This window comes from Mycobacterium sp., from assembly GCF_035499775.1.
Lineage (GTDB): Bacteria > Actinomycetota > Actinomycetes > Mycobacteriales > Mycobacteriaceae > Mycobacterium.
The window spans coordinates 1-6,742 of record NZ_DATJYB010000466.1 but is presented as its reverse complement, the minus strand read 5'-3'; the positions used below and the strand labels follow the sequence as shown (position 1 = coordinate 6,742).

The window sequence follows — 6,742 nt, the reverse complement described above, 5'->3', positions numbered from 1 at the left end:
GCTGATAACCACCTTGCTCCCGATAGGCCGGGTAATGCTCGACACCCGGAACCAGTAGCCGTGATTGGCACCCGGGCGCGGTGGCGATGTTGATGGGCGTGGCTTGGGTGGTGTTCATCAGCTGGTCAGGGTTCCGGTTAGGCTAGCCCGCATGCGGACTGCGGTGGTGCGGGTCAATGTCGACCCGGGCGGTGTGCTCACGCCGCAGCAGCTGCGCGAGGGCATGGCAGGGCTCCTCGGTCTGATCGGCGAGATCGGCGCCGACGTGGTCGAAAACGATCTCGCGGCCATGCCGGCCAGTCGCCGCGAGGTGGAGCTGCTGGTCGAGAGCGAGGATGTCGACGCGGCCAAGACGGCGGCAATCGACTTGTGCGCTAAAGCCTTTGGCGGCGCTCCGAGGGCCGGTGTGGTCACCTTCGTCAGCCGGGGAACCGACGACGACGCCCGCGGTGTGCTGTCCGGGTTCGGCCTCACCGGCGAAATCGTCCGTCAGCCCGGCGATGACGGCTTCGACATCGTCGTCGTGACGCTGCGCGAAAAGGATCTCGAGCGCATCCCGGAAAGCCGGATCCATACGGCGCTGGAGGCGTCGCTCAACGCTGAGGTCCACATTCGCACCCGGTAAGCGCATCAGGATCTCAAGAACTCGAGGATCGGCGGCGCCGCTTGCACCCAGGTGTCAAACATGTTGAAATACTTCACCTTACCGGCCGCACGCTCCTCGGACGCCCGCTCCCACGCGTCCTCCGGCCACGGCGGATCGATCAGCTTCGATCCCTTGATCAGACAACTGACTTCGAGCGACGTGCGTTTGGGGTGGTCCCAGTCGTTCTCGCCGCCGCGAATGATCAGCGTGGGAACCTGGATTCGGTCGAACATCTCGTCTTCGACACCGGGGATGGTCTGGCCCGGCTTGGACACAAAGGCGTTGAGCCAGCGCAGCATCACCTTGAGGAACTCGTCCTTGTCGAAGTCGAGGAACCGTTGCTTGTTGTTCGGGTTCTCCTCGATACGTTCGCGCCACTCGCGCATTTTCAGTACTCCCTCCATGCCGGTGCCGCGCGCCGCGACAATGCTGGGGAGTACATAGTGGGAACCCAACATGAAGGTGCCGTAAATGCCGCCGACGATGTTCCACACCACCAGCTTGGTGACCATATCGGGGTAGAGCATCGTGGTCAGCATGGAATCCCTTGCGCCACCGGAACCCCCGGCGAGGATGCACCGCTCGAAGCCGAGCGAAGTCACCAACTTGTGCAGGGTCTCGGCGCGCATGTGCGATTCGCTTTGGCCGTAGAACTGCACATCGGAGGCGCCGCAGTTGGGCCGGTCCCAGAGCAGCACCCGATAGCCTCCGTCGACCAGCGCTTCGGCCAGCGGACGCAAGCCCTCGATCTCCTTGCTGAACCGGCCACCCGGCGTCAGGGCGATGAGATCGCCTGATTCACCCAGTATTTCGTAGACAACGTTGCCGCCGTTCACCTCGATAGAAGACACGCGCTTCTCCCGTTACGCCATCACCAAAACATCATTGCCGACAACACGCACCGGATACGTGCGGATACTCCACTCCGGCTTGACCGCCGTAGTACCGGTCGCCAGCTCGAAACCCCATTGATGCCAAGGGCAGTAGATGTACTCCAGGTCGCGCACCATGACCGCATCACCCGGTGCGCTTTCGTCCACGATGGTGCGGCCCCGGGCGCGTCCCGAACACAACGGCCCGCCCTGGTGCGGGCAGTAGTTCGCGATCGCGTAGAAGCTGCCGTTGACGTTGTAGACCCCCACACCGTGCCGCCCGATCGGCACCAGTTTGTGTGTGCCCGGCGGGATTTCGTCAACCGTCGCGACCACATGCTCGCGGCCCTGGGCGAGGCGGGCCTGGGGCCGCCTGGTAGCTTCTTCAGAAGTCAATTTCAGAGCACCCGGGTCTGACCCTCGAGGACAGGCACGGTTTCCGGAAGCTTGTAGGTCGCGATGCCGTTCTTGTACATCACCGCATCACGGGCAGCCTTGGGAAGGTGCTTGACCAACCACCGCGGATCGTCGAACGTCCAGTGCGGGTAGTCCGAGGAGTACAGCAGGATCTTGTCGCACTCCATCCACTCCAGCGCGCGGGTCAGCTCGGTCTTGTCCTCCGGGTAGTCCAGCGGCTGGGTGGTGAACTTGATGTGCTCCTTGACGTACTCCGAGGGCTTGCGCTTGATGTCCACCCGCGACTTGCGTGCTTCGTAGATTTTGTCCATGCGCCACATCAGCGGCAGGATCCAGGTGAAGGCGTGCTCGACGAACACGATCCGCAGCGTCGGGAAGCGGTCGAAGACGCCATCGAAGATCAGGCTCATCACCTGGTTTGCCGCCAGCAGCGAGTACGTGACCATGAAGTCGTGGTTGTAGCTGGGGTAGCCGACCGGCGGGGTCGGCAGCATCTCGTAGCAGCTGCGTCCCAGGTGGCAACTCACGGTTATGTCGTGTTTGGTGGCGGCAGCCCAGATCGGGTCGTACACGGGGTGACCCCATGATGGCCGGGGTTCGGCCCTGATCAGAATCTGTGCCATGTAGGGGTGCCCGGCCCATTCCTCGATCTCGCGGACGGCACCTTCAGGATCTTCGATTGCCGCACAGATGGACCCGCGCCAGCGCTGGTGCCAGTTGTTATGGCCGTCGAGCCAGTGATTGGCCTGCCAGTGGTTGAGCGCGGTCGAGTATGCGTGAGTAGCCTCCGGTAGCCGGGCGGTGCGACCGCCTGGCTCCAGGATCGCGATGTCGGAGCCGGCTTCCATGATCAGCTGCCGAAAGGCCATATCCGGGTCACTGCCGGGGAATTGGTGGTCCGGCGGGAAGGTGTCGACGCGCATCGCGAAGCTGTGCGCGTAGTCCGGGGCATCGTAGTAGATCAGTTCGCCGACCTTGCGGTCCAAGAAGTATTTGCTCCGCCACGGCTCCGGGATGTACGGCGAGATCTCGCCGCGCTTGGGTACCGGGTGGACGTCGGAGTCGACGCACCGGACGGCTATGTGCTCGGCCGCGGGAACCCGTTCCCGCGAATGCGTCAGCGTCATCGTGGTCTCCCTTGCTTTTCTCTATTCTGCGACTAGCCCGCTGCGAGGTCGACCGAAACGTCGATCCCGTACAGGTCGGCCGCGTTGCGCCAGCACACCTTTTCGCGCTGTTCGACCGAAAGCGCCTTGGGCAACTGCTTGACGTCACCGCACTGCCAGTGCGGGTAACTGGATCCGAACATCACCATGTCGTCTTTGCCGGTGAAGCCGAACCATTCACCGGCGAAGTCCGTGTCGCCTGGACCGTCCAGGCTGCCCTGGACGAAATACACGTGCCGGGGGATGTAGTCGCTGGGGATGCGCGGCGCCCAGGGCGTCTGTTCGAGGTGTGGCCGGCCGAAAGTGTCCATCCGCCACATGAATGGCGTCAGGAAGTCCGCGGCGCCGTCGGCCCAGACGAACTTGAGCGTGGGGAAGCGCTCGAATACGCCCTCGGCGATCATGTTCATCAGGTGGTAGACGTAGTTCAGCGCCATGAAGCTGACGTATTGCTCGTAGGTTCGGGTGTGCCCGGACGGGGTCGGGGGGAACCCGATGCCCTCGCCCGACTCGATGTGCACCGCGACCGGAAGGTTGGCGTCGGCTGCGGCGTCCCACAGCGGCCAGAACTGTGGTTTGCCGTAGACCTCGCGGGACTGCAGGGGGACGCCGATCTGGACAACACGGGGATGGGCACGCCATTTCTCAATCTCGCGCACTGCGCCGGCGATGTCGTCGGGGTTAACCCGGATGGTGCCGCGGAACCGCTCGCCGAACTCGGTGTGCTCCAGCCAGCGCGACACCATCATCTCGTTGTGCGCGGCATGCAGCGCGCTGCCGAGATGGCGGTCCGGCATGATGCCGCGCCCCATCGGGTGCAGCACCGCGACATCCACTCCGCGCTTCGAAAACAGCTCATTGGCAACGAATTCCACGTCGGACCCCGGGTAGCGGCGATCGGGTCCCTCGGTGTTGACGGCGTACTCGCCGCCCGGTGCCCCATACCAGTCCATCTCGTAGTCGGGAAAGCCGCGGCTCTTGAACGGCTCCCGCAAGAAGGAGCGCAGGTCCTTGTTGGACGGGAAGAAGATATGCACGCTTGCGTCAATCACCGGCGTGCGTGTTCCGTCAGCGTGTTCGATCACGAAAGCCATCCTTCGGCTTCGGCCACCAAGATGGGCCCGTCTGGGCCAGATGATAGATAATCTAACATTCTCTTCGGTCGCCGATCAATCGATTTCCGGTAAGCGTTTCGGTTAGTCATCGGCGCTGGTAGACACCGATATTGCCGGGACTTTGGCAAGTGTCATTCTTCAATAGGTATAATACCATTCTCCAACCCGTCGACGGGCGCCGTCGGTGTTGCTGTCGGGCTGTCCGGGGACTCAGCCTGCCGGGCCGACCGTCACGCCGGCGGCCTTCTCCAGCGGTTTGATCACCGCGGTGAAGTCGGAGTCGGGGCCTTGATCGCGCGCGGCGGTCTCCCACAGCCGACCGATCGCTTCGGCGACCTCGGCCGGCACGCCGAGCGCCTTGGCTTCGTCGAGATATAGTCGCACGTCTTTGAGCATCAGCCCGGTGGCAAAGCCGTAATCGAAGGTGCGCGGCAGGATCGCGCGGGGGAACTTGTCGCGGCTTGCGCTTGTTGCGCCCGAGCCGGCATTGAGCACCTCGATCATGACGCTGGGGTCTAGGCCGGCCTTGACGCCCATCACGACGACTTCTGACGTCGCGACCAAGACGTTGGCCGCCAGGATGTTGTTGGCCAGCTTCATCGTTTGTGCCGAGCCGGGTTTGTCGCCGATGTAGAAGGGTCGGCCGATCGACTCGAGTACGGTTCGTATGACATCGAATTCGCCGCGCGGGCCGGAGACCATGACGGCCAGTGCGCCCTTCTCGGCCCCGCCGACACCGCCGCTGACCGGGCTGTCGATGGCGACGATGTTGCGCGCGGCCAGCAGGTCATGGATCTTGACCGCCGTTTGGCTGCCCACGGTTGACAGGTCGACGTAGCGCTTGACGCACGAGCCTTCGATCACTCCTGTTGCGCCGGTTGCCACCTCGAGGGAGACCGCGGGCGACGGCAGACTGGCCAGAACGGTTTCGGCGCCATCCGCGACCTCTTTCGGCGACGACGCGGCCTGCGCTCCGAGGGCGACGACGCGCTCGACCGCCGCGCTGCGGGTGTCGAAGACGACGACATCGTGATCTGCCTGGACGAGCCGACGCGCCATCGGAAAGCCCATGCTTCCCAACCCGATAAACCCGATCCGCATGGCCCGGCTCTAGCTCTGATCCAGTTCGGCGAACGTCTGTGCAGCGATACGGAAGCTGTCTACCGCGGCCGGCACGCCGGCGTAGATGGCGACCTGCAGGAAGATCTCGCGGATCTCGTCGCGAGTGACGCCGTTGGTCAATGCGGCCTTGATGTGGATCCGTAATTCGTTCGGCCGGTTGAGGATCGGAATCATGGCCAAGTTGAGCATGCTGCGAGTCTTGCGGGGCAGCTCTTCGCGACCCCACACCGCGCCCCAGCAGTATTCGGTGATCAGATCCTGCAGCGGCTGGGTGAAGTCGTCGGCATCGGCCAGCGCCTTGTTGACGTACGCTTCGCCCAGCACGGCGGACCGGATTTCAAGTCCCCGCTGATATGTTCCGCGATCCATGCTCTGCTCCTTTGCCGTGGGGCGGGTCTTCACAGGCGCACCACCACAGTCTTGGTAGCGCTGAAACCGTCGAGGGCTTCGTAGCCCTCCTCGCGACCGTATCCGGATTTCTTGAAACCCCCGAACGGCAACTCCACTCCGCCACCTGCGCCATAGGTATTGACATAGACCTGGCCCGCCCGGATCTCGGCCGCGAGCCGGTGCGCGCGGGATAGATCGCTGGTCCACACCGTGCCCAGCAGACCATACTGTGTCCCGTTGGCCAGCTCGATCGCCTCGTCCTCATCGGAGAATCTGTTGACGGTCAGCACCGGGCCGAAGATCTCTTCCTGGGCGATATGGGATGCGGGGTCGACGTCGTCGATCACCGTGGGCGCGAAGTAGGCGCCGTCAGCCAGCTCCGCATCCGCCGGTGGCGCACCGCCGCAAAGGATTTCGCCCTTGACAATGCCGCTGACCATCGACTGCACCCGCTGCTGCTGCTTGCGCGAGATCAGCGGACCCAGATCGCGGTCATCGATACCGGGCCCGATGGTTGTCGCCGACAAATGCCGGCAGACCATGTCGACCACGGTGTCGTGGACCGAGTCGTGCACCAGCAGTCGGGAGCCGGCCGAGCAGGTTTGGCCGGCGTTCTGCAGGATCGCTCTCGCGATCGACTCTGCGGCACCTGACAGATTCGCGTCGGGAAACACGATTTGCGGGGACTTGCCGCCTAACTCCAGGGTCGTCGGCACCACCCGATCGGCGGCGGCGTGAGCGACCAGCGACCCGATCTGGGTCGATCCGACAAAGCCCAGGTGATCGACATCGGGATGTGCCGTCAGGGCGGCGCCGGCTTCGGCGCCGATTCCGGTCACGACGTTGAACACGCCGCGGGGCTTCTGCTGGGCAGATCGATCTTTCCCGCGATGCAGAACTTTCTGCTGGCCGCCCGCGCCCAGGGCCTTGGGGCGTGCCTTACCAGCTGGGCTTCCAACGGCGGTGAGCGGCTACTGCGGGACGCGGTCGGCGTACCCGAGGACTGGATGGTTG

The 6,742-nt window shown here is 63.9% G+C and carries 8 protein-coding genes and 1 pseudogene; 2 read left to right on the top strand and 7 right to left on the bottom strand.

Annotated elements, in window-relative coordinates; translation table 11 throughout:
• Positions 1 to 151 precede the first annotated feature (151 nt).
• Positions 152 to 625: a hypothetical protein gene (locus VML93_RS28830; RefSeq protein WP_325615689.1), complete on the top strand. Its 474-nt coding sequence runs from the start codon at positions 152 to 154 to the stop codon at positions 623 to 625.
• 5 nt (positions 626 to 630) lie between these two features.
• Here VML93_RS28830 and VML93_RS28825 read toward each other — a convergent pair whose 3' ends face one another.
• The 7 genes from VML93_RS28825 to VML93_RS28795 form a co-directional block, all read right to left on the bottom strand.
• Positions 631 to 1,497 carry an alpha/beta hydrolase gene (locus VML93_RS28825; protein WP_325615687.1) on the bottom strand — a complete coding sequence of 289 codons (867 nt, stop codon included), beginning with the start codon at positions 1,495 to 1,497 and terminating at the stop codon, positions 631 to 633.
• 12 nt (positions 1,498 to 1,509) lie between these two features.
• Positions 1,510 to 1,914, bottom strand: a complete 405-nt coding sequence (locus VML93_RS28820) for a Rieske (2Fe-2S) protein (RefSeq protein WP_325615685.1) — start codon at positions 1,912 to 1,914, stop codon at positions 1,510 to 1,512.
• Between the two features lie 2 nt (positions 1,915 to 1,916).
• Positions 1,917 to 3,062, bottom strand: coding sequence for an amidohydrolase family protein (locus VML93_RS28815; protein WP_325615683.1), 1,146 nt, complete (start codon positions 3,060 to 3,062; stop codon positions 1,917 to 1,919).
• Positions 3,063 to 3,094: 32 nt separating this feature from the next.
• Entirely contained in the window at positions 3,095 to 4,186 is a 1,092-nt protein-coding gene (locus VML93_RS28810; RefSeq protein WP_325615681.1) for an amidohydrolase family protein, read from the bottom strand.
• 240 nt (positions 4,187 to 4,426) lie between these two features.
• Positions 4,427 to 5,317, bottom strand: coding sequence for an NAD(P)-dependent oxidoreductase (locus VML93_RS28805; RefSeq protein ID WP_325615678.1), 891 nt, complete (start codon positions 5,315 to 5,317; stop codon positions 4,427 to 4,429).
• A gap of 9 nt (positions 5,318 to 5,326) precedes the next feature.
• Complete coding sequence (locus VML93_RS28800; RefSeq protein ID WP_325615676.1) at positions 5,327 to 5,707, bottom strand: carboxymuconolactone decarboxylase family protein; 381 nt, start codon at positions 5,705 to 5,707, stop codon at positions 5,327 to 5,329.
• 29 nt (positions 5,708 to 5,736) lie between these two features.
• On the bottom strand, positions 5,737 to 6,579 hold the full coding sequence (locus VML93_RS28795) for an aldehyde dehydrogenase family protein (RefSeq protein ID WP_325615674.1): 843 nt from the start codon (positions 6,577 to 6,579) through the stop codon (positions 5,737 to 5,739).
• Between VML93_RS28795 and VML93_RS28790 the strand changes: the two are divergent.
• Positions 6,580 to 6,742: pseudogene (locus VML93_RS28790) on the top strand (nitroreductase family protein); the annotation flags it as partial. It lies immediately after the preceding gene.